Source organism: Nocardia sp. NPDC057227, from assembly GCF_042669725.1.
Taxonomy (GTDB): domain Bacteria; phylum Actinomycetota; class Actinomycetes; order Mycobacteriales; family Mycobacteriaceae; genus Nocardia; species Nocardia asteroides_A.
Genome location: NZ_JBHUXA010000026.1, coordinates 53,016 through 72,483, shown reverse-complemented (window position 1 = coordinate 72,483; position 19,468 = coordinate 53,016). Strand labels below are relative to the sequence as shown.

General features: G+C 71.9%; 14 protein-coding genes. 10 read left to right on the top strand and 4 right to left on the bottom strand.

The genetic code is table 11. The annotated features are described in order from the left end of the window. Nucleotides 1-455: 455 nt before the first annotated feature. Complete coding sequence (locus tag ACFUJ1_RS28270) at nucleotides 456-3,113, top strand: replicative DNA helicase (protein ID WP_378650297.1); 2,658 nt, start codon at nucleotides 456-458, stop codon at nucleotides 3,111-3,113. Here ACFUJ1_RS28270 and ACFUJ1_RS28265 read toward each other — a convergent pair. Continuing rightward, nucleotides 3,110-3,547, bottom strand: coding sequence for a VOC family protein (locus ACFUJ1_RS28265; RefSeq protein ID WP_378650295.1), 438 nt, complete (start codon nucleotides 3,545-3,547; stop codon nucleotides 3,110-3,112). The two genes, ACFUJ1_RS28270 and ACFUJ1_RS28265, sit on opposite strands and share 4 nt — an antisense overlap. Nucleotides 3,548-3,631: 84 nt before the next feature. Between ACFUJ1_RS28265 and ACFUJ1_RS28260 the strand changes: the two genes are divergently transcribed. The 7 genes from ACFUJ1_RS28260 (at nucleotide 3,632) to ACFUJ1_RS28230 (ending at nucleotide 10,608) form a co-directional block, all read left to right on the top strand. Then, nucleotides 3,632-4,039: a YciI family protein gene (locus ACFUJ1_RS28260; RefSeq protein ID WP_378650293.1), complete on the top strand. Its 408-nt coding sequence runs from the start codon at nucleotides 3,632-3,634 to the stop codon at nucleotides 4,037-4,039. Next, on the top strand, nucleotides 3,988-5,175 hold the full coding sequence (locus ACFUJ1_RS28255) for an RNA polymerase sigma factor (RefSeq protein WP_378650291.1): 1,188 nt from the start codon (nucleotides 3,988-3,990) through the stop codon (nucleotides 5,173-5,175). Before ACFUJ1_RS28260 ends, ACFUJ1_RS28255 begins: the two co-directional genes overlap by 52 nt. 91 nt (nucleotides 5,176-5,266) lie before the next feature. After that, complete coding sequence (locus tag ACFUJ1_RS28250; protein ID WP_378650289.1) at nucleotides 5,267-6,154, top strand: DUF1295 domain-containing protein; 888 nt, start codon at nucleotides 5,267-5,269, stop codon at nucleotides 6,152-6,154. Then, entirely contained in the window at nucleotides 6,133-7,287 is a 1,155-nt protein-coding gene (locus ACFUJ1_RS28245; protein WP_378650287.1) for an FAD-dependent oxidoreductase, read from the top strand. Before ACFUJ1_RS28250 ends, ACFUJ1_RS28245 begins: the two co-directional genes overlap by 22 nt. Nucleotides 7,288-7,291: 4 nt before the next feature. Next, a complete protein-coding gene (locus ACFUJ1_RS28240) occupies nucleotides 7,292-7,924 on the top strand; it encodes a class I SAM-dependent methyltransferase (protein ID WP_378650284.1) in 633 nt (210 codons plus the stop codon). 88 nt (nucleotides 7,925-8,012) lie between these two features. Then, nucleotides 8,013-9,359, top strand: coding sequence for a wax ester/triacylglycerol synthase family O-acyltransferase (locus ACFUJ1_RS28235; protein ID WP_378650282.1), 1,347 nt, complete (start codon nucleotides 8,013-8,015; stop codon nucleotides 9,357-9,359). 130 nt (nucleotides 9,360-9,489) lie between these two features. Beyond that, complete coding sequence (locus tag ACFUJ1_RS28230; protein WP_378650279.1) at nucleotides 9,490-10,608, top strand: nitronate monooxygenase; 1,119 nt, start codon at nucleotides 9,490-9,492, stop codon at nucleotides 10,606-10,608. 21 nt (nucleotides 10,609-10,629) lie between these two features. On the opposite strand, the gene ACFUJ1_RS28225 is transcribed toward ACFUJ1_RS28230, so the two are convergent. Continuing rightward, nucleotides 10,630-11,403 carry a GntR family transcriptional regulator gene (locus ACFUJ1_RS28225; protein ID WP_378650277.1) on the bottom strand — a complete coding sequence of 258 codons (774 nt, stop codon included), beginning with the start codon at nucleotides 11,401-11,403 and terminating at the stop codon, nucleotides 10,630-10,632. A gap of 111 nt (nucleotides 11,404-11,514) precedes the next feature. Between ACFUJ1_RS28225 and ACFUJ1_RS28220 the strand changes: the two genes are divergently transcribed. Both ACFUJ1_RS28220 and ACFUJ1_RS28215 read left to right on the top strand, forming a co-directional pair. Further along, nucleotides 11,515-13,074 (top strand): ABC1 kinase family protein, encoded by a 1,560-nt coding sequence (locus ACFUJ1_RS28220; protein WP_378650275.1) that lies wholly within the window; start codon nucleotides 11,515-11,517, stop codon nucleotides 13,072-13,074. 168 nt (nucleotides 13,075-13,242) lie between these two features. Then, a complete protein-coding gene (locus ACFUJ1_RS28215) occupies nucleotides 13,243-15,615 on the top strand; it encodes a lysylphosphatidylglycerol synthase domain-containing protein (protein WP_378650273.1) in 2,373 nt (790 codons plus the stop codon). Here ACFUJ1_RS28215 and ACFUJ1_RS28210 read toward each other — a convergent pair. Beyond that, on the bottom strand, nucleotides 15,612-17,207 hold the full coding sequence (locus ACFUJ1_RS28210; protein ID WP_378650271.1) for a protein kinase: 1,596 nt from the start codon (nucleotides 17,205-17,207) through the stop codon (nucleotides 15,612-15,614). The two genes, ACFUJ1_RS28215 and ACFUJ1_RS28210, sit on opposite strands and share 4 nt — an antisense overlap. Then, nucleotides 17,204-19,414 carry a protein kinase gene (locus ACFUJ1_RS28205; protein WP_378650269.1) on the bottom strand — a complete coding sequence of 737 codons (2,211 nt, stop codon included), beginning with the start codon at nucleotides 19,412-19,414 and terminating at the stop codon, nucleotides 17,204-17,206. The genes ACFUJ1_RS28210 and ACFUJ1_RS28205 overlap by 4 nt, the downstream gene beginning before the upstream one ends. Nucleotides 19,415-19,468 lie beyond the last annotated feature (54 nt).

The following is a 19,468-nucleotide window of genomic DNA, read 5'->3' as shown; positions in this document are numbered from 1 at the left end:
AGGTCATGTTTCCTCCATGCCCCGTTCACCCAACACGCCCGGCTGTTCATCTCGGCCGACACGCCGGAGCGAATTCGATCCACACCCCTGCGAGCCCGTAAATGGCCGTTTATCTGGGCATTTCCCCGCTGTGACCTGCGTTTTCCCCAAGTTATCCACAGGGGGTGCACACCGAATGGTTAACAGTCCCCAAGTTATCCACAGGTTTATCCCCACGTCGGTTTGGCGCGGTCCGCATGGTCACCTAGGTTCGTCATCGTGGCCGTTTCCGACGGCCCGGTGCGGTGCCGTCCCGGCGGTAACTGGCTGTCCGGTTCCGGCGGTACCGTTCCGGTCCTGCGCCCGGCGCGCCGAGCCGCGACCTGTCGTACCCACGCGGTAGAACGAGACAGGACGCGGACCAGTGCAGGTGATTCACGGGCCGCGCTCGTGCGGAGAGAGGACGGTCGAGTCAGGTGGCAGTCGTCGACGACCGCGGGCACTCCGAGTACCCGCCGGAGGCTCCTGGCGAGGATTTCGGTAGGCAGCCCCCGCACGACATGGCGGCCGAGCAGTCCGTGCTCGGCGGCATGCTGCTGAGCAAGGACGCCATCGCGGACGTGGTCGAGGTGATCCGCCCCGGCGATTTCTACCGCCCTGCGCACCAGGCCATCTTCGATGCCGTGCTCGACCTCTACGCCCGCGGCGAACCCGCCGACCCGGTCACCGTCTCCGCCACCCTCGACCGGCGCAACGAGCTCAAGCGCATCGGCGGCCCGCCCTACCTGGTCACCCTCACCCAGACCGTGCCGACCGCCGCCAACGCCGGCTACTACGCCGAGATCGTCGCCGAGAAGGCCGTGCTGCGCCGCCTCGTCGAGGCGGGCACCAGGATCGTCCAGTACGGCTACGCGGGCGCCGACGGCCAGGACGTCGCCGAAGTCGTCGACCGCGCCCAGGCCGAGGTCTACGAGGTCACCGAGCGCCGCACCACCGAGGACTTCCTCCCGCTCGAGGAGCTGCTCCAGCCCACGATGGACGAGATCGACTCCATCGCCAGCCGCGGCGGCATCTCCCTCGGCGTCCCCACCGGCTTCTCCGAGCTCGACGAGGTGACCAACGGGCTGCACCCGGGTCAGATGATCATCGTCGCCGCCCGTCCCGGCGTCGGCAAAAGCACCCTCGGCATGGATTTCATGCGCAGCTGCTCGATCAAGAACGGGCTGGCGAGCGTGATCTTCTCGCTGGAGATGAGCCGCACCGAGATCGTGATGCGGTTGCTCTCCGCCGAGGCGAAGATCAAGCTGGGCGACATGCGCTCCGGGCGGATGAGCGACGACGACTGGACCAAGCTGGCCAGGCGGATGAGCGAGATCAGCGAGGCACCGCTGTTCGTGGACGATTCGCCGAACCTGACCATGATGGAGATCAGGGCCAAGGCGCGGCGGCTCAAGCAGCGGCACGATCTCAAGCTCATCGTGATCGACTACCTGCAGCTGATGTCCTCGGGCAAGAAGGTCGAGTCGCGGCAGCAGGAGGTCTCCGACTTCTCCCGGAATCTCAAGCTCCTCGCCAAGGAGCTGGAGGTTCCGGTGGTCGCGATCAGCCAGCTGAACCGTGGTCCGGAACAGCGGACGGACAAGCGTCCCATGGTGTCCGACCTGCGCGAATCCGGGTGCCTGTCGGCCTCGGCCCGGGTGCTGCGGGCGGACACCGGCGCGGAGACCACGCTGGGCGAGCTCCTCGAGTCCGGGGAGCAGCCGCTGGTCTGGTCGCTGGACGAGCGGATGCGCATGGTCGCGCGGCCGATGGTGAAGGTGTTCCCCAGCGGGCGCAAAGAGGTCTTCCGGCTGCGCCTCGCCTCGGGGCGCGAGGTCGAGGCGACCGGCAACCACCCCTTCCTCACCGTGGACGGGTGGATCCCGCTGGAGCGGCTCGGGGTGGATGACCGGCTGGCCACGCCTCGGGTGGTTCCGGAGCCGGTACACACCGAGCGCATGCCCGACGCCGAGGTGGTCCTGCTCGCGCACATGATCGGCGACGGCTCGTGCGTGCGTAGGCAGCCGGTGCGGTACGCCAGTATCGACGAGGAAAACCTCGCCGCGGTCACCACGGCGGCGCAGCACTTCGGGGTCACCCCGGTGCGCGACGACTATCCCGCCGCGCGGGTGACAACGCTGCGCCTACGGGCGCCGTATCGGCTCACCCACGGCAAGCGGAACCCGATCGCGGCCTGGCTCGACGGGCTCGGGCTCTTCGGGCTGCGCAGCTACGAGAAGTTCGTGCCCGAGCGGATCTTCGCGCTTCCGACCGATCAGGTCGCGCTCTTCCTCCGGCATCTGTGGGCAACCGACGGCTCCGTGCGCTGGGACGAGAAGGGCAACCAGGCCCGCGTCTACTACGCCTCGACCAGCAGGCGGCTCATCGACGACATCGCGCTGCTGCTGCTCCGGGTGGGTGTGCACGGCCGCATCAAGCAGGTGCGCAAGCCCGGTTACCGCCCGTGCTGGCATCTCGTCGTGGATGGTTCCGACAACCAGACGACGTTCCTGCGCGATGTCGGCGTGCACGGCGCCCGCGGCATCGCAGCGGAGCGCGCGCTCGAGCAGCTGGCGCCGCTGACCCGGAACACCAATGTCGATACGGTGCCGAAGGAGATCTGGTCGAAGGTCAGGACGTTGCTGGCCACCAACGAGATAACGCACCGGGAGTTCGCCTCCGCGATGAATTCCCGCTTCTGCGGCTCCACCATGTGGAAGCGCTCGCCCAGCCGGTCCCGGCTCGCCCGGGTCGCGAACGTGCTGCAGGACGCCGACATCGAGATGTTCGCGACCAACGACGTGTTCTGGGATCGCATCGTCGAGATCACCAGCCTCGGCGAGCAGGACGTCTTCGACGGCACGGTGCCGGGCACGCACAACTTCGTGGCGAACGGCGTCGCGCTGCACAACTCGCTGGAACAGGATGCCGATATGGTCATCCTGCTGCACCGCCCCGACGCCTTCGAACGCGACGACCCGCGCGGCGGCGAGGCCGACCTGATCCTCGGCAAGCACCGCAACGGCCCGACCGCCACCATCACGGTGGCGCACCAGCTGCACCTGAGCCGGTTCGTGGACATGGCAAGGGGCTAGAGCTCCTCGGCCAGCCCGACCACGATCCCCTCCGGCCCGCGGACGTAGCAGAGGCGGTAGATCCGCTGGTACTGCTCGATGCTGCCGACGAGTTCGGCACCGCGGGCGCGCAGCCGGGTGACGGTGCCGTCGATATCGTCGACGGCGAACATGATGCGGCGGATGCCGAGCGTGTTGGTCGGCGCGTCGACCGGGGTGCCGCGCTGCGCGGCCGGCGCGTGGAACTGCGCGAGCTCGACCTTGCCGTTCCCGTCCGGGGTGCGCAGCATCGCGACCTCCTGCCTGACATCGGCGAGCCCGATGACCCGCTCCACCCAGGTCCCCTCCGCGGGCCCGCGGTTCTCCAGCTCCATCCCCAGTTCGACGAAGAACTCGATGACGGCATCGAGATCTTCGACCACGATGAGCACGTTGTCCATGCGTTGGATCGCCATCCGGAAAAAATATCCCGCGGGGATGTCGAGAACGCGCGACCCGCTCCGTCCCAGGGGTACACGAACCGAACGAAGGAGCACGACATGGCGAAGTACCTGCTGCTGAAGCACTACCGCGGCGCCCCCGCCGCGGTGAACGACGTGCCGATGGACCAGTGGACGCCGGAGGAGATCACCGCGCACGTGCGGTACATGGAGGAGTTCGCGACCCGGCTGGAACGCAACGGCGAGTACGTGGATTCGCAGTCGCTGACCGCGACGGGCACCTGGGTGCGCTCGGACGGGCCGGGCAGGCCGCCGGTCACCGACGGGCCGTTCGCCGAGACCAAGGACCTCATCGCGGGCTGGATGATCATCGACGTCGACTCCTACGACCGTGCGCTCGAGCTGGCCGGCGAGCTCTCCGCCGCGCCGGGCAAGGACGGCATCCCGATTCAGGAGTGGCTGGAGATCCGGCCGCTGATGACCGCGCACGGCCCCACCGCGGAGTGACGACCGAGCTGCGCGAGCTGATCCCCGGTGTGCTGGCCGCGCTGGTGCACCGGGGAGCGGACTTCGCGACGGCGGAGGACGCGGTGCAGGAGGCGCTGATCCGCGCGGTCGAGACCTGGCCCGCCAAGCCTCCCACCGACCCGAAGGGCTGGCTGATCACCACGGCCTGGCGCTGCTTCCTCGACCTCGCCCGCTCGGACGCCGCGCGCCGCAACCGCGAGGTCAGGGTGGTCGACGAGCCGGAGCCGGGCCCCACGGTGAGCACGGACGAGACGCTGCGGCTCTACTTCCTCTGCGCGCACCCGAAGCTGACCCCGGCGTCGGCGGTGGCGCTCACCCTGCGCGCGGTCGGCGGCCTCACCACCGGGCAGATCGCGCGGGCCTACCTGGTGCCGGAGGCGACCATGGCGCAGCGGATCAGCCGCGCCAAGCGCACGGTGAGCGGGGTCCGGCTGGACAGCCCCGGCGATCTCGGCACCGTGCTGCGCGTGCTCTACCTGGTGTTCAACGAGGGGTACAGCGGCGACGTCGACCTCGCCGCCGAGGCGATCCGGCTGGCGCGGCAGCTCGCCGCGGTCAGCGGCGACCCGGAGGCGGCCGGGCTGCTCGCGCTTTTCCTGCTGCACCACGCCCGCCGCCCGGCCCGCACCCGCCCGGACGGCAGCCTGGTGCCGCTGGCCGAGCAGGACCGCACCCGCTGGCGGCGCGATCTCATCGCGGAGGGCGTCGAGCTCCTGCAGGCCGCACTGGCAAGGGATGCGCTCGGCGAGTTCCAGGCGCAGGCCGCCGTCGCGGCGCTGCACGCCGACGCGCAGACCGCCGCGGAGACGGACTGGGTGCAGATCGTCGAGTGGTACGACGAGCTGCTCCGGTTCACCGACAGCCCGGTGGTGCGGCTCAACCGCGCCGTCGCGGTCGGCGCCGCGGACGGTCCGCGCGCCGGGCTCGCCGCCATCGCCGAGCTCGACCCCGAACTCCCCCGCCACACCGCCTCCGCCGCCTACCTGCACGAACAGGCGGGTGAGCTGGAGAAGGCGGTGCGGCTCTACATCGAAGCCGCAGGCAAGGCGCAGATCGTCGCCGAGCGCGACCACCTCACCCGGCGGGCGGCCGAGTTGCGACAGAAACTCGCCTGACCCGAACCACCGGACCCGCTAACTGAAACGTGTTACATTTCCGCTCCAGCCGGTTCACCGCCGATCCGGCACGGCGCTGCGGGAGGCCGGGATGGAGTCCATACGAGCGAGCAGGGCTCGATCGCTTGCCGTGGTGACGGGGGCCTACCTGCTCGCCGTCGCGGTGGCGGCGGCCTGGCTGGTCGCCGGGCCGGACACCGGGCAGCTCTGGCTGGACACGCTGATCGCGGACGTCCTGGCCACGCTGGTGATCTTCGCCTTCAGCCGGGCCTTCGGGAACTCCAGCTTCTACGACCCGTACTGGTCGGTCATCCCGCCGCTGCTGCTGCTCGCCTGGTGGCTGGAGACGCCGGGCGCGGACACCGTGCGGTGCGCGCTGATCGCGCTGGTGGTGGTCGTGTGGGCGGTGCGGCTGACGGTGAACTGGGTGCTGTCGTTCCCCGGGCTGCGGCACGAGGACTGGCGCTACCCGCAGCTGCGGGAGCGGGCGGGGCGCGGTGAGTTCTTCGCGGATCTCTTTCCCATCCACCTGATTCCGACGGTGATCGTCTTCGCCGGGATGCTGCCGGTGTACGTCGCGGTCACCGCGACCGGCGCCGATCTGGCGTGGCTCACCGGGGTCGCGGTGCTGGTCGGGCTGGCGGCGGTGTGGCTGGAGCTGGCGGCGGACGGGCAGCTGCGGCGGTTCGCGCGGGATCGGCGGCCGGGCGAGGTGATGGATCGCGGGCTGTGGGGGTGGTCGCGGCATCCGAACTACTTCGGCGAGTTCGGGTTCTGGGTGGCGATGGCGCTCTTCGGGATCGCGGCGGCGCCGGGCGCGTTCTGGTGGCTGTGGATCGGGGCGGCGGCCATGCTCGCCATGTTCCTCGGCGCGAGCATTCCGATGATGGAGCAGCGCAGCCTGGAGCGGAGGCCGGAGTACGGCGCGGTGCTGGAGCGGGTGCCGCGGTTCGTGCCGTGGCCGCCGCGGCGGGCATAGCGGTGGGCGGAACCCGCGGCGCGGCCCGGCGCCGGGTGGTGATCGCCGGGCTCGGGGACAGCGGCGTGCTCACCGCGATCCGGCTGGCTCGGCACTTCGACGTGGTCGGCATCTCGGCCGCGCCCGGCTTGGTGAGCGGGCAGGAACTCGGCCTCCGGCTGACCCGGCCGCGGGAGTGGGCGCGCGACTACTGGATTCCGTTCGACCGGTTCCGCGGGCTGGACCGGGTGCGCACGGTGCACGGCGTGCTGGTCGGCGTGGATCTCGACGGGAATTCCGTCACGGTGCGGGACGCCGCGGGCGCGGAGCGCGCGGAACCGTTCGACATCCTGGTGCTCAGCACCGGTGTGCGCAACGGCTTCTGGCGGGTCCCCGACCTACGCTCGGACACCGAGGTGGCGCGGGAGCTCAGGGAGACCAACGGGCGGATCGGCGCCGCGCACCACATCGCGGTGATCGGCGGCGGCGCGGCCGCGGTCGGCAGCGCCGCCAACCTGGCCCGCACCTGGCCGGAGAAGCGGATCGCGCTCTACTTCCCGCGCGACCGCGCGCTCACCGCACACCACCCGCGGATCTGGGACCGGCTGCGCCACACGCTCACCGAACTCGGGGTGGAGCTGCACCCCGGCCACCGCGCCGAGGACCCCGCCGACGCCATCACCACCGGACCCGTGCGCTGGCAGACCGGACAACCCGACACCGCCGCCGACGCGGTGCTCTGGACCGTCGGCCGCACCATCCCGAACACCGGCTGGCTCCCCGCCGAACTCCTCGACGAGCACGGCTTCGTCCGCACCACCCCGGAGCTGCGCGTCCCCGGCCACCCCGGCGTCTTCGCGATCGGCGACGTCGCCGCCACCGACCCGCTGCGCGGCTCCGCGCGGAACCGGGCCGACGGGCTGCTCGCACGCAACATCAGGGCCGAGGTCACCGGGAAGCAACTGCGCCGCTACCGGACGCCGCGGCGGCGCTGGGGCTCGGTGCTCGGCCCGCAGCCGGACGGCCTCGACGTCTTCGCCCCGAACGGCAGGCCGTTCCACTTCCCCGGCTGGTCGATCGACCGGGTGCTGCGGCCGTGGATCACCCGATGGGGTATCTATCGCGGGGTCCGCCCCAACACGCCACTGGAGTGACACCGTGCCCGGCCACGCCGTCGCCGCCGCCTACGACGCGGTGGCCGAGCTCTACACCGACGTCACCCGCGACCAGGTCGCCACCGACCCCTACGGCCGCGCGCTCTTCACCGCCTTCGCCGAGCAGGTGCGCGGCCCGGTGCTGGACGCGGGCTGCGGCCCCGGCCGGATCACCGCCCACCTGCGCGACCTCGGCCTCGACATCGCGGGGCTCGACCTGTCCGAGCGCTTGATCGAAACCGCCCGGTCCGAGTACCGGGGGATCCGCTTCGACCTGGGCGATCTGAGCGCGCTGCCGCACCGGGACGGCACGCTCGGCGGCCTCGTCTCCTGGTATTCGTTCATCCACGTGCCGCCCGAGCGGCTGCCCGCGGTGTTCGCGGAGTTCGCCCGCGTGCTCGCACCTGGCGGAAAACTGCTGCTCGGCTTCTTCGCCGAAGCGCCGGGCGCGCAACCGGCCGCGTTCGACCACCGGGTGATCCGGGCCTACCGCTGGGCCCCGGACCGGCTGGCCGGGCTGCTCGGGACCGCGGGATTGACCGCGACGGCCTGGCTGGTCCGGGAGCCGTACCCGAAGGAACGCTTCCGGCAGGCGATCTTGCTGGCCGAGCGCACGCGGCCCGACGTGTCCCCGTGACCCGGGCGGGTATCCCCACCGAGCACGTGATATCCACCACAGTGGGCGCACGCCTCGTGCACACCACCACTGTTCGAAGGGCCGACGCATGGAACTGATCGCACCGATCGACGCCGTTTTCCTGCTGGCCGAATCCCGGGAGCAACCGATGCACGTCGGGTCGGTGCAGATCTTCGAGCCACCGGAGGGCACCGAGCGCGAGTTCGCGCAGACGATCCACGCCCACCTGCTCGACTGCGCCGACGTACAGCCGCGCTTCCGCAAACGTCCGGCCACCATCTTCGGCGCCCCGCGCGCGGCCTGGACCTACGACGACGACGCCGACCTGAGCTACCACGTCCGGCGGGTCGGGCTACCGACGCCCGGCGGCCGGGACGAGCTGCTCGACCTGGTCTCCGGGCTGCACGGCGCGCTGCTGGACCGGCACCACCCGCTCTGGGAGTTCCACCTGATCGAGGGGCTCGCCGACGGCCGCTTCGCCATGTACTCGAAGATGCACCACGCCCTGATCGACGGGGTGACGGCGCAGCGGCTGCTGCAGCGCACCCTCACGCAGGACCCGGCCGAGCCGGGGCACGTGCCGTGGAACGTCCCGCGCCGGGAGAAGGGTGCGGCGCCGAAGGGCGGCGGCGTGCTCGGCGCGGCGCGCGAGCTCGCCTCCATGGCGGCGGGGCCGACGCTGGCGCGGCTGGTCGGAAAGACGGTGCTGAAGCAGCAGGTGGCGATGCCCTTCGACGCCCCGCGGACGATGTTCAACGTGCCGATCGGCGGGGCGCGGCGGATCGCGGCGCGCTCCTGGCCGCTGGAGCGGCTGCAGCAGGTGCGCAAGGCGACCGGCGCCACCATGAACGACGTGGTGCTCGCCATGTCGGCGGGTGCGGTGCGCTCCTACCTGCTCGACCACGACGCGCTGCCGGACAAGCCGCTGATCGCCATGGTGCCGATGTCGCTGCGCGCGCCGGGCGAGGCCGACACCGATGGCGTGAAGGTCGGCGCCATGCTCTGCAATCTCGGCACCGACCAGACCGATCCGGTGCAGCGGCTGCAGGTGATCTCGGAGTCCATGCGCGCGAGCAAGGCGGCCTACGACTCGCTCTCCGCGATCCAGGCGATGGCGGTCTCGGCGCTCATGCTCAGCCCGCTGGCGGTGACGCTGGTGCCCGGGCTGATCCCGTGGACAAGCCCGCCGTTCAACCTGGTGATCTCCAATGTGCCCGGCACCAGGAAGCCGCTCTACTGGAACGGCGCCCGGCTGGACGCGGCCTACCCGCTCTCCATCCCGTTCGACGGCCAGGCCATGAACATCACGCTGGCTGGCACCGGCGACAACCTGGACTTCGGGCTGGTCGCCTGCCGCCGCACGGTGCCCGACCTGGAGCGCATGCTCGACCACCTGGAGCGCGCGCTCGCGGAGTTGGAGCACGCGACAGCCTGAGCATCCCTGTACGGCAAAACTAGAACGTGTTACATTCGATCCGGGAGCCCCGAACGCGCCTGTGCGCGTGGCGGGGCCGCCGAGATTTTTGCAACCCGTTTCACGAGTGCTACAGGGAGACGAGCAGGCCATGCGCACCGAGATCTGTGATCGGCTGGGAATCGAGTTCCCGATCTTCGCCTTCACGCACTGCCGCGATGTCGCCGCCGCCGTGAGCAATGCCGGTGGCCTCGGTGTGCTCGGCGCGGTCGGCTTCACCGCCGAACAGCTGGAGGTCGAGCTGGCCTGGCTGGACGAGCACGTCAACGGCGTCTACGGCGTCGACCTGGTGATCCCGTCCAAGTACGAGGGCAAGGGCATCGAGGGGCTGAGCCCCGAGGAGCTGGAAGCCCAGCTGGTGCAGCTGGTTCCGCAGGGCCACCGTGATTTCGCGGAGAAGCTGCTCGCCGACCACGGCGTCCCGGCGCTGCCCGAGGGCGAGCAGCACGCGCAGCTGCTCGGCTGGACCGCGACCACCGCTGGCCCGCAGGTCGAGGTGATCCTGAAGCACCCGAAGGCCAAGCTGGTCGCGAACGCGCTCGGCACCCCGCCCGACGATGTGATCGAGCAGGTGCAGAGCTCGGGCCGGCTGATCGGCGCGCTCTGCGGCTCGGTCAAGCACGCGCTGAACCACAAGAACGCCGGGCTGGACTTCGTGGTCTGCCAGGGCACCGAGGGCGGCGGGCACTGCGGCGAGGTCTCCTCGCTGGTGCTCTGGCCGCAGGTGATCGACGCCGTCGGTGACCTGCCGGTGCTGGCCGCCGGTGGCATCGGCAACGGCCGCCAGGTGGCCGCGGCCATGGCGATGGGCGCCGCGGGCGCCTGGACCGGCTCGATCTGGCTGACCGTCGAGGAGGCCAATGTGCCGCCCGCGCAGATGCAGAGCTACCTCGAGGCCACCAGCCACGACACCGTGCGCTCGCGGGCCTGGACCGGCAAGCCGGCCCGGATGCTCAAGAACGACTGGACCGAGGCCTGGGAGCAGAGCGACACCCCGGACCCGCTGCCGATGCCGCTGCAGATGATGGTGGCGCTGGACGGCGTGAAGCGGGGGCACCGCTACCCCGAGGCGGCCAAGGACGTGAACTTCAACCCGGTCGGCCAGGTGGTGGGCCAGCTCAACAAGATCGAGCGCTCCGCCGACGCGGTGAACCGGCTGATCCAGGAGTACGTCGAGGCCTGCGACCGGCTCACCAAGCTGAACGGCTGAGGCGGTAGGGCGATCCCCGGGTCAGGCGGTAGCGGCCCGGGGCGCGCTCTCCTCGGCGGGGCCGAGCAGCAGCTCCTCGAAGCGGGTGACCACCTTGTCGTGGTACATCCCGAAGAGATCCTCGAAGAGCGCGAGCTGCGCCTCGGACGGCTCCGAGCCGGAGTCCCAGACCGCGAGCAGCGCGCGCCAGACCAGCACGTGCAGGTCGGCGGCGCCGGCGAAGTAGGCCTGCACCGCGAGCGGCACCTCGAGCACCATCTCGCCGATCGAGTTCAGCACGGCGCGCTGCATGCTGGAGCCGAGCACGGAGAGCAGCCTGCGCACCAGCCCGACCTCGAGCCCGAGGATCCGCTGGTGGTCCGGCTCGTCCTGCCTGGCAAGCGATTCCAGCTCGTCGACGGTGGCCTTCAGCTCGGCCGGGTCGAGCCGGTCGCGGCAGCCGGTGTAGGCGAGCAGCGCGTCCATCACGATGCCGCGCTCCACCTCGACGATGTCGTGGAACATCTCCACGGCGACCTCGGGCATCGGCACGGAGAAGCGGAAGAGGTGCCGGTAGACGTCGATCCCGCCGGCCTCGCGCACGTCGCGGATGGTGAAGCCCTTGCCGCGGCGAGCCTCGACGAAGCCGTAGGACTCCAGCCGGCCCAGGGTGAGCTGGGCGGTAGCCCGGTTCATCGAGAACTCCTCGGCCACCTGCCGCACCGAGGGCATGAGTTCGCCAGGGCCGTATTCCCCCGCTGCCACCCGCCGCGCCAGTTCGTCGGCGACATCGGCGACAACCGTTTGGGAACCCATTTCTTCGACAACCTCTCATCTGTGGCGCGTGTCACGTCCCAGACAGTCTAAGGCCTGCGAGGTTCGTTCGCACGTGTGCGAAACTGAGCATCGCACAATGTGAGGTGACTCATGACCGAACGCGGGGGCACGAGCACTCCCGGCGCCGACGCCGGTGGTGAGCGGGTTCGCCGATTCCGCCGAACAGCGGGGTCGGCGGCGGGTTTCGGCCGTGCTCAGGGCCGGGGTGCGGGGCGGTTGCCGGTGCGCTCGGCGGTGCGCGGGGCGCGGATCGCGGCGCTGCCGGTCGCCTACGCGGGCAGGCAGGCGGCGGGGCTGGGGCGCAAGGCGATCGGGCGCCCGGCCGACGAGGTCGACCGGGACATCCGGCTGCGCACCGCGCAGCACATCTTCGAGGTGCTCGGCGAGCTCAAGGGCTGCGCCGCGAAACTCGGCCAGCTGCTCGCCATCTACGAGCTGGCGCTGCCGCCGGAGATCGCCGAGCCGTACCGGATCGCGCTCGCCAGGCTGCAGGACTCCGGCCCGGTCATGCTGCCGACGGTGGTGCGCGCCGTCATGGCCGAGAGCCTCGGCCCCGAGTGGCGCTCGCTCTTCCTGGAATTCGACGATCGGCGGGCCTGCGCGGCCTCGATCGGGCAGGTGCACCGCGGGGTCTGGCAGGACGGGACGCCGGTCGCGGTGAAGCTCATGTACCCGGGCGGGCGGGCCGCGGTCGCCGCCGACCTCAGGCAGCTGCGCAGGCTCAGCACGGTCGCCAAGGTCTTCCTGCCGAGCGCCGACGTGCTCGGGGTGACCGAGGCGATCTGCGACTGCGTCGAGCGGGAGCTGGATTTCGCGGCCGAGGCCGAGAGCCAGCGCACCTTCGCCGCCGCCTACGCCGACGACCCCGACTTCCGCGTCCCGCGGGTGATCGCGCAGCGCGGCGACGTGCTGGTGACCGAATGGCTGGAGGGCACACCGGTTCCGGCCATCGTCGAGCGCGGCAGCAGGGAGCAGCGCGACCGGGTCGGCATGCTGCTGGTCCGCTTCATGGCCTCGACCTGGCTGCGCAGCGGGCTGCTCTACACCGACCCGCACCCGGGCAACTTCCGGCTGCTGCCGGACGGCAGGCTCGGCGTGCTCGACTTCGGCGCCTGCCTGCCCTGGCCGCCGGACGGCTTCGACGCGCTGGCCGAGGACTACACCCGCGCGCTCTTCCGCGGCGGCCCCGACGATCTCGGCAGCACCGCGCGCAGACACGGCTTCGCGGAGCCGGATCGGCCGATCGACGACAGCGCGCTCTACAAAGTGGTCTCGCCCTGCATGGAGCCGCTGCGCCACGACACCTACCGCCTCAGCAACCCCTGGCTGCGCAAACACGTGCTGCGGGTGACGAATCCGCGGCTATCCAACATCGTGCGGCAGCTGACCATGCCGGTCTACATGACGCCGTTCGCGCGCGCGGTGCTCACCGCGGTCGGCGCGCTCTGCCAGCTGGAGGCGGAGACCTCCTACCGGGACGAGATCGCGCGCTGGTTCCCGCACCTGGACGCCATCGCCTACGGAACGGCGGAGCCGGGCGAGCCGGAGGACGCGCCGGGCAGGCTGCAGGGCCCGGTCGAGCTGGCGCTCGTGCGAGAACGCAGGCGAAAGGGCAGGCAGCCGCGCTCTTCGATCGAGCGAACCGGATAATCGGGCGCGTCGTCTGAGACACGATGTCTCAGCATCGGGTGCGCACCGACACGCGGACCGACCTGACCGCCGCGTACCCGGCACTCCCCCCGTGTGCTGGTATGTATCGTGCGCCTGGGAGCACGCGGCCCCGCGTCCCGAGAGACGATCCGAAAGTACCGATACGCCATGCGAGTCGACGGGCGGGAAATTCCGGTCACCGGCAGCCTGCTGCCGCCGCTGATCAGGCGGACCAGCGATATCATTCGCGTGGTGCTCGCGGCGCTCGGCGTCGGGGTGGTGGTGGTCGGCTCGGTGATCACCCGGCCGGAGTGGCTGGCGCTGGAGCGCTCGGTCTCCAACATCATCGGCTTCCTGAATCCGGCCCAGTCCAATCTGGTCTACCTCTGCTACGGCGTCGCCATCCTGATCCTGCCCTTCGCCATCCTGATCGAGCTGGTCTGGCGGCGACAGTGGAAGCTGATGGCCGGGTACGCGGCGGCCGGGCTGGTGGCCGGGCTGCTGCTCTCCATCACCGGCACCGGGCTCTCCGCGCCGCAGTGGCACCTGCAGGTACCGGACCGCCTCGACACCTTCCTCTCCCAGTTCCTGGACGACCCGCGCTGGATCGCGGGCGCGGCCGCGGTGCTCACCGTCTCCAGCCCGTGGCTGCCGACCCGGGTCCGCCGCTTCATGTGGTTCCTGCTGCTCGCCTTCGCCCCGATCCACCTGGTGGTGAGCACCGTCGTGCCCGCTCGCGCCATGTTCGGGCTGGCGGTGGGGTGGCTGGTCGGCGCGGTGATCGTGCTCGCGGTCGGCACGCCCGCGCTGGAGGTTCCGCTGGATGCCGCGGTGCGGCTGCTGGCCGGGCGCGGGCGAACGGTCACCGCGTTCACCGTGCTCCGCCCGGCCGGGCCGGGACCGCTGGTGCTGGCCGCCGCGGTGGACGGCGCCGAGCGCGAGCTGATCGTCGACCTCTACGGCAAGAACCAGCGCAGCCACAGCGCGCTGCGCCAGCTCTGGCGCAGGCTCACCTTCCGCAGCAGCGAGACGCCGTCGCCGTACGGCTCCATGCACCGCGCGGTCGAGCACCGCGGGCTGCTCGCGCTGGCGGTGCGCGACGCCGGGGTGGCCGCGCACGAGCCGATCGCGGTGAGCGGGCTGGCCCGCGGCTGGTCGCTGTACGCGCACTCGGTGCCGCACGGCAGGCCGCTCGCCGAGTCCGGCGCCGAGATCCTGCCCGCGGTCTGGGCGGCGCTCGGCACCCTGCGCGAGCACCAGATCGCCCACGGCGACCTGCGGCCGAGCGAGATCCGGGTGCGCGACGGGGTGGTGCTGTTCGGCGGCTTCGCCAGCGCCGAGTACGGCGCCAGCGACACCCAGCTGCAGTCCGACATCGCGCAGCTGCTGGTGACCACCACCTCGCTCTTCGGCAGGGAGCCCGCGGTGCGCACGGCCATCGAGGCGCTCGGCGAGCCTGCGGTGCTCGACGCCTCCCGCCGGCTCACCAAGTTCGCGCTGCCCCCCGGCATGCGGCGCTCGGTGCCGGACTGGAGCGACCGGCTCGGCGAGGCGCGCTCCGAGGTGCGCAAGCAGACCGGGCAGGACCGGATCGAGGCCGAGCAGATCACCCGGTTCAGCCGCAACCAGATCATCCAGCTGGTGCTGCTGGTCGGGCTGGTCTACGTGGCCTACCCCTTCATCAGCGCGGTGCCGACCTTCTTCACCCAGCTGCGCACCGCCAACTGGTGGTGGGCGCTGCTCGGGCTCGGCATCTCCTCGCTCACCTACGTCGGCGCCGCGGTGGCGCTCTGGGCCTGCGCCTCGCGCGGGATCAGCCTGTGGGGGCTGATCGTCATGCAGATCGCGAACACCTTCGCCGCGACGACCACCCCGGCCCGGATCGGCGGGCTCGCGCTGAGCGTGCGGTACCTGCAGAAGGGCGGGCTCGGGGCGGTGCGCGCCACCGCCGCCGTCGCGCTGCAGCAGGCGGTGCAGGTGCTGACGCACATCACCCTGCTGCTGTTCTTCAGCGTGGCGGCCGGGACCTCCGCCGACCTGTCGCACTTCGTGCCGGACGCCACCGTGCTCTACCTGATCGCCGGGGTCGGCGTCGGGATCATCGGCACCTTCACCTTCGTGCCGAAACTGCGCGGCTGGCTCAACGACTCGGTGCGGCCGCAGCTGCAGGAGGTGCTCGGCGAGCTGGTCGCGCTCGCCCGCGACCCGAAGCGCTCGGTGCTCATCGTGCTCGGCTGCGGGGCCATCACGCTCGGCCAGGCCGGGGCGCTGTGGGCCTCGGTGCAGGCGTTCGGCGGTGGCACGACCTTCATCACCGTCACCATCGTGACCATGATCGGCGGCACGCTGGCCTCGGCGGCGCCGACACCGGGCGGGGTCGGAGCGGTGGAGGCGGCGCTGATCGGCGGGCTCGCGGCGTTCGGGTTGCCCGCCGAGGTCGCGGTGCCGTCGGTGCTGCTCTACCGGGTGCTGACCTGCTGGTTGCCGGTGTTCTGCGGGTGGCCGATCATGCGGCGGCTGAGCGCGCAGAACAAGATCTAGGCGGGTTTCAGGGTTCCCTTCAGCGTGGTGCCGAGGGGGCCGGGGAAGCTGTAGCCGATGCTGCCGTCGGGGTTGGCGGTGAGCGTCGAGACGCTGCCGTCGTCGGTGCAGTCGGCGGGGCCGCCGGTGAGCCGGGCGCGCAGCGACACCTCGGTCTCGCTCGCGGCCAGCAGCGTTTCGGCGCGCTCGCAGGTCTGGCTGAAGATCACGCCGGTATTGCTCGCCTCGCCGACCTCCTCGCCGACCTGGCCCGAGCGCAGGGTCAGCTCGATGTCGAGAGCGGCGAGGCCGTCGGTGACGCGGCCCTTCCAGGTGCCCGCGAAGCGGTCGGGGAGGGCGGGGATCGAGCCGGTCGGGTCGGTGGTCTCGGTCGGGTCGTCCTCGGTGGGGGCGGTGGTCTCCTCGGTCGTCGTTTCGGTCGTCACGGTGACGTCGCCGACGGAGCCGCCGTTGCGGAGGGCGAGGGTGACACCGGCGGCGATCGCGAAGACCAGCAGGATCGCGGTCACGGCGAGGAGGGCGTTGCGGCGGCCGGTTCTCCGGGGTGCCGGGCCGGGGACGCCCCGGGCGGTGCCGTGGTCGAAACCGGCCGGTGGCGGGGCCGTGCGGTAGGCGGTGGCGGCGTTGCGCTGGTCGTGGCCCGCGGGCGGGGTTCGGGGTGCGGGGTCGGCGTGGCCGGAGGGCGGCAGGGTGGTGGCGATCCGGTGCTCGCTGCCGGTCGACCAGTTGACGGTGGCGGGGGCGACGGTCGCGGCGGTGCCGTGGTTCCAGGCGGCCGGATCGGTGAGCGCCCGGCGCGCGGCATCGACGAATTCGGTGGCGGTGCCGAAGCGTTCGGCCGGGTCCTTGGCGAGGGCGCGGGCCAGGACGTCGTCGAGGGCGGGCGGGACGCCGGGGCGCAGCTCGCCGATCCGCGGCGGAGGTTTGTAGAGGTGGCCGAAGATCTGCTCGGCGACGCTCTCGCCCGCGAAGATCTTGCCGCCCAGAATGCACTCGGCCAGCACGCAGCCGAGCGCGTAGATGTCGGCGGGCGGGCCCGCGACGCCCTCGAACCGCTCCGGCGCCATGTACGCGATCGTGCCGAGCGAGGCGCCGGTGCTGGTCAGCCCGGTTTCGTCGTCCGGCTTGGCGATGCCGAAATCGATCAGGTAGGCGAAGCCGGTGCGGTCGATGAGGATATTGCCGGGCTTGATGTCGCGGTGCACCAGCCCCGCCGCGTGCGCGCCGTCCACCGCGGCGCCGATCTGCGCCAGCAGCTCCACCGCGCGCACCGGCGGCATCGGGCCGCGCTCGCGCAGCAGGGCGCTCACGTCCACGCCATCGACCAGCGCCATATCGATGTAGAGCTGGTCGCCGACCCGGCCGAACGAGTGGATCGCCACCAGGTGCGGATTGTGCAGCCGCGCCGCCACCCGCGCCTCCCGCTCGAAGCGGCGGCGGAACTCCTCGTCGTCCGCGAGTTCGGCGGGCAGCACCTTGAGCGCGATGAAGCGCTGGGTCGGCTGGTGGAAGGCGCGCCAGACCTGGCCCATTCCGCCGCGGCCGATCACGGAGTCGAGGCGGTAGTCGCCGAACCAGCGGGTTGCGTTCACCGGGTTTCCGCCCGGACGGGCGTTTCGGGTGCGGTGGTGGAAACCGGACCGGAGGTCGGCTCGATCGGAGCGGCCGCGGGCTGGGTGGGAGCGGGTCCGCCGGGCTCGGTGACCGGGCCGAGGGCGGGCTCGATGGGGGCCGCGGCGGGCTGGGTGGGGAGGCTCGGCTGGGTGGAGGTCGAGGTCGGCTCGGTCGCCGTTGTGGTGGCGGGGGTGGTGGTCGACGGCGTCGTCGTCGGCGGCTCCGTTGTCGGCTGCGGAGTGGTGACCGGGACCGTCGTCGTCGGCGGCGGGACGGTGGTCGGTTGCGTCGGCTCCGGCACGCTGGTGATCGGCGCGCCGACCGGCACCGACGGCAGGGGCGGGCGGGCGACGTCGACCGGCGGTGCCGGTGCGGGCACCTCACCCGCGGGCGGCGGGGCGAGCACGGGTTCGGTGCGGGCGCCGGGCACCTCCACCGCGACCGGTGCGCCCGAGCTCGGCGCCGGGTCGGCGGGCGGCGCGGCTACGCCGGGCGGTTGCTGACCGGGCGAGGTGCTGGCCGGGCCGATCACCGAGGTCGGCGCGGTGCCCGCCTCTTCACTCGGACCGCCCGGAGCGGCGAGCAGGAGGGTCGTGGTCAGCACACCGGCGCCGAGCACGCCGAGCACCGCGGCTGCCGCCCGGACCGGAAGCGCTTTCGGCCGTGCCGGTTTCGGTGCGATGAGGATCGGGTCGCGCAGGGTCACCCGGCCACGCCCGACGGGCGGCGCCGAATCGGGTTCGGGCAGAACGGTGGCCGGCTCACCCGCGATCGGCGGCTCCGACCGCGGCTGCGAGTCCGCCGCTTCCGCGGCAGCCTCCGGCGGCTTCGCGAAGGGGTCGGCTGCGTCCACGACAGCGGGCGGTACCACCTTCGCGGCAGGGGAACTCGCATCACCGTCCGCAGGCACGGCGGGGGGCGACACATCGTCCGCAGGCGGGGCGGGGGGTGGCACATCGTCCGCAGGCAGGGCGAGTGGTGGCGCACCGTCCGCAGGCAGGGCGGGGGGCGGCACATCGTCCGCTAGCGCGGACGCCTCCTCGGCGGCGGGGCTCGAGGCGCCGTCGGCTCCCGCCGTCGGCTGCACCGGCTCATTCGCGAGTCCGGGCGTCTCCGCGACGGCGGAATCGACGGCTATCGGTGCGGATTCGGCAGAGTCACTGCCGGCGGCCGGGAGCGCGGGCGTTTTCGCGCCACCGACCTCGAGCTTCGACGCGCGCGCGGGCGACTCCGTCTCGTCCCCCGCCCCGAGCACCGGCGTCGCGACCCCGCGCACCACCAACCGCTCGGCCCCGGACTCCGCCGACACCGGCGAGGGTGAAACCGACACCGGCACAGCGACCGGCTCGGAGACGAAATCCGCCGCCTCCTCCAGCGCGCCCCAGGCGGCCAGCGCGAACTCCCCGGCACTGCCGAACCGCTCCTCCGGCCGCTTGGCCAGCGCCTTCGCGATCACCCGATCCAGCGCGGGCGGCACGTCGGCGATGAGCGTGCTCGGCCGCGGCGGTGCGTGGTTGAGGTGCGCGTTGATCTGCTCGGCGTGGCTGTCCCCGGGAAACGCCCTGCGCCCGGTGAGACATTCGACCAGCACGCAGCCGAGCGAGTAGATGTCGCTGCGCGCCGTCGCCTCGCCGTCGAAGCGCTCCGGCGCCATGTAGGCGATGGTGCCGATGGCGACGCTGCCGGTGGTGAGGACGGTGCCGTCCCGCGGCCTGGCGATGCCGAAGTCGATGAGGTAGGCGAAGTCGTTGCGGCTGACCAGCACATTGCCCGGCTTGATGTCGCGGTGCACGAGGCCGGCGGCGTGCGCGGCGTCCACCGCCGAGGCGACCTGGCCGAGCAGGTGCACCGCCCGCTCCGGCGCGATCCGCCCACCGTCGATGAGCAGCGCGGCGAGATCGTCACCGTCGATCAGCGCCATGTCGATGTAGAGCTGGTCGCCGACCCGGCCGAAGGAGTGGATGGCGACGACGTGCGGGTCGCTGAGCCGGGCCGCGACCCGCGCCTCCCGCTCGAAGCGGCGGCGGTACTCCTCGTCGTCGGCGGCAGCGGCGGGGAGGAGCTTGAGCGCGACAAACCGCTCGGTCGGTGCGTGCCAGGCCTTCCAGACCCGGCCCATCCCGCCTCGACCGACTTCCCGGTCGAGCCGATACTCGCCGAACCAGCGCTCCCCCGCCTCTGTCATTCCTTTTCAACCTGCCGATCGCCGTCGGCCCCCCGCGCGTGCGACGGGCCGCCC